Annotated in this window: 3 protein-coding genes; all 3 read left to right on the plus strand. The window is 73.3% G+C overall.

Going from position 1 to position 2446, the window contains the following annotated elements; translation table 11 throughout:
• Nucleotides 1-366, plus strand: a 366-nt coding sequence (locus VF536_RS23690; protein ID WP_331617378.1) for an AraC family transcriptional regulator, incomplete at its 5' end; no start/stop codon positions are given.
• Nucleotides 367-472: 106 nt separating this feature from the next.
• Nucleotides 473-1300, plus strand: coding sequence for an AraC family transcriptional regulator (locus VF536_RS23695; RefSeq protein ID WP_331617379.1), 828 nt, complete (start codon nucleotides 473-475; stop codon nucleotides 1298-1300).
• A 21-nt stretch (nucleotides 1301-1321) separates the two neighbouring features.
• A complete protein-coding gene (locus tag VF536_RS23700) occupies nucleotides 1322-2305 on the plus strand; it encodes a DMT family transporter (protein WP_331617380.1) in 984 nt (327 codons plus the stop codon).
• Nucleotides 2306-2446 lie beyond the last annotated feature (141 nt).

A 2446-nucleotide genomic window follows, 5' to 3' on the forward strand; every position in this document is an offset into this window, starting at 1 on the left:
GTCCCCGGTCGCCCGGCGATGGCCGCCGGCGCGCTGGCGCAGGGCGCGGATCCCGAGGCCGCGTCCCGCGGCCAGCTGGCGGCGCTCTACGACCACCTGATGGCCGAAGTCGGCGGCGATCCCTCGCTGGAGCGCAGCGCCCAGCGTTTCGGCGTGAGCCCGGCGACGCTGAAGCGCCAATTGGCGCAGCTGGGCACGCATCACCAGGCGCAGCTGGATCAGGTCCGTGCGCACGCGGCGCTCTACCTGATGCTGCTGCGCGGCCAGCGCGGCGAGGCCGTGGCGCGCTCGCTGGGCTTCACCGACAAGAGCAACTTCCGGCGCTCGTTCAAGCGCTGGACGGGGATGACACCCGGACTGCTCTGAGCCCAGGGCAGCTTCGAACGGGAGAGCCGCGGGCTTCCGAAGCCACGAAGGCTGGGGCCAGGGGCAGGCCCGATCGAGGCCTGAGGTCGCGCATAGACTCGACCTCATGCCCACGGCGTTCGAACATCCCGAGGATCAGGCGCAGTACCGCCGCCCCGCGCACCGCGCGGGCGTGGAGCTGTACCACGCCCACATCCTGCGCCACAGCTTCGAGCCGCACACGCACGAGGCCTACGGCCTGGGCGCGATCACCGACGGCGTCGGGCGCTTCCGCTGGCGCGGCGGGGAGCACCTCGCGCCGCGCGCCACGCTGATGCTGATGAACCCCGAGGACATCCACACCGGCGAGGCTGCGACCTCCGACGCCTGGGGTTACCGGATGGTCTACCTCGACGAGGCGCTGCTGGCGGAGCTGTACGGCGGCCCGGCCTGGCGCTTCGACGCCGCGGTCGCGCACGACGCGGAGGCCGCCACGCGTGCCGCCGTGCTGATCGCCGCGTTGTGGCGCGCGCGCGAGCCGCTGGCCTTCGACAGCGCCCTGCTCGAACTGGTCCAGGGACTGAGCCGTCACGCGCACCGCGCCCCCGTGCGTCCCGACGGCGCGGCGCCGCGTTTCGCGCCGGTGATCGAGCACATGCGGGCCCACCTCGACGAATCGCTGGACACGGCACGCCTGGCCGCCGTCGCCGGCCTGAGCCCGTTCCACTTCCTGCGCAGCTTCAAGGCGCAGCACCATGCGACGCCTCAGCAGGCGCTGATGGCGCTGCGGCTCAACGAGGCCAAGCGGCAGCTCGCCGCCGGTCACGCGCCCGCGCAGGTCGCCGCCGCGGTGGGGCTCACCGACCAGGCGCACCTGACGCGCAGCTTCGCGCGCCGCTACGGCATCACGCCGGCGCGCTACCAGCAGCAACTCGGTACAAGACGGCGGCCCTGACGCGGGGCGACACTGCGTCGCATGCTGTCTGGATTCCTGTTCGCGCTTGCCGCCGGCCTGATGTGGGGCCTGGTGTTCGTCACGCCGCTGCTGCTGCCTGAGTACCCGGCCGCCATGCTGATGGCCGGACGCTACTTCGCGTTCGGGCTGCTAGCCGTGCCGCTGGCGGGCATCGACTGGCGGGAGCTGAAACGCCTCACCCGCGCCGACTGGATCGCGGCGGTGAAGCTCAGCGCCATCGGCAATTTCCTGTACTACCTGACCCTGGCCGCCGCCATCCAACGCGCCGGCGGACCCTTGCCGACGATGATCATCGGCACGCTGCCCGTCGTCATCGCGGTCTGCTCCAACCGCCGCAACGCGGCGCGCGACGGCCACTACCGCTGGCGCGACCTGGCGCCGGCGCTGCTGCTGATCGCGCTGGGCATCGCCTGCGTCAACCAGGTCGAGCAGGCCGCCGTCGCGCCGCAGGCGCTGGGGCGTTACCTGCAGGGCGCGGGACTGGCGCTGATCGCGCTGGCCTGCTGGACCTGGTACCCGATCCGCAACGCCGACTGGCTGCGCGCGCACGCCGATCGCGGCCCTCGCGCCTGGGCCACCGCGCAGGGGCTGGTGACGCTGCCGATGGCGGTGCTGGCCTTTGTCGTCCTCGCGATCGCCGACGGCACCGGCCTGCCGCTGCTGCCCGCCGGTTTCGACTTTCCCGCCGGTCCGCGGCTGTGGTCCTACGTCGGGCTGATGACGGCCGTCGGGCTGTTCGCCTCCTGGCTCGGCACGCTGTGCTGGAACGAGGCCAGCCAGCGCCTGCCCACCGCCCTGGTCGGACAGCTGATCGTCTTCGAGACGCTGGCCGCGCTGGCCTACGCCCAGCTGCACCGCGGCGCGTGGCCGCCGCTGATGGGCGTGGCCGGGGTGGCGCTGCTGGTCGGCGGCGTGTGCTGGGCGCTGCGTCTCAAGCCGGTGCCGCCGGGGCGGGAACGGCATCTGCCCGCCTCGTCGGCATGAATTGTCAGCCTCACGATCCCGCCCGCCGCGCGCTCCTGAAGCGTGCTTCCGTCCTCACCGCCGCGGGCACCGTCGGTGCCGCCTTCGGCACTGCCGCCGCGTTTCCCGCGCGTGCGCAGAGCGCGCCGGCGTCCGACGCCG

The sequence above is a fragment of the Roseateles sp. genome, assembly GCF_036486225.1.
Classification (GTDB): domain Bacteria; phylum Pseudomonadota; class Gammaproteobacteria; order Burkholderiales; family Burkholderiaceae_C; genus Roseateles.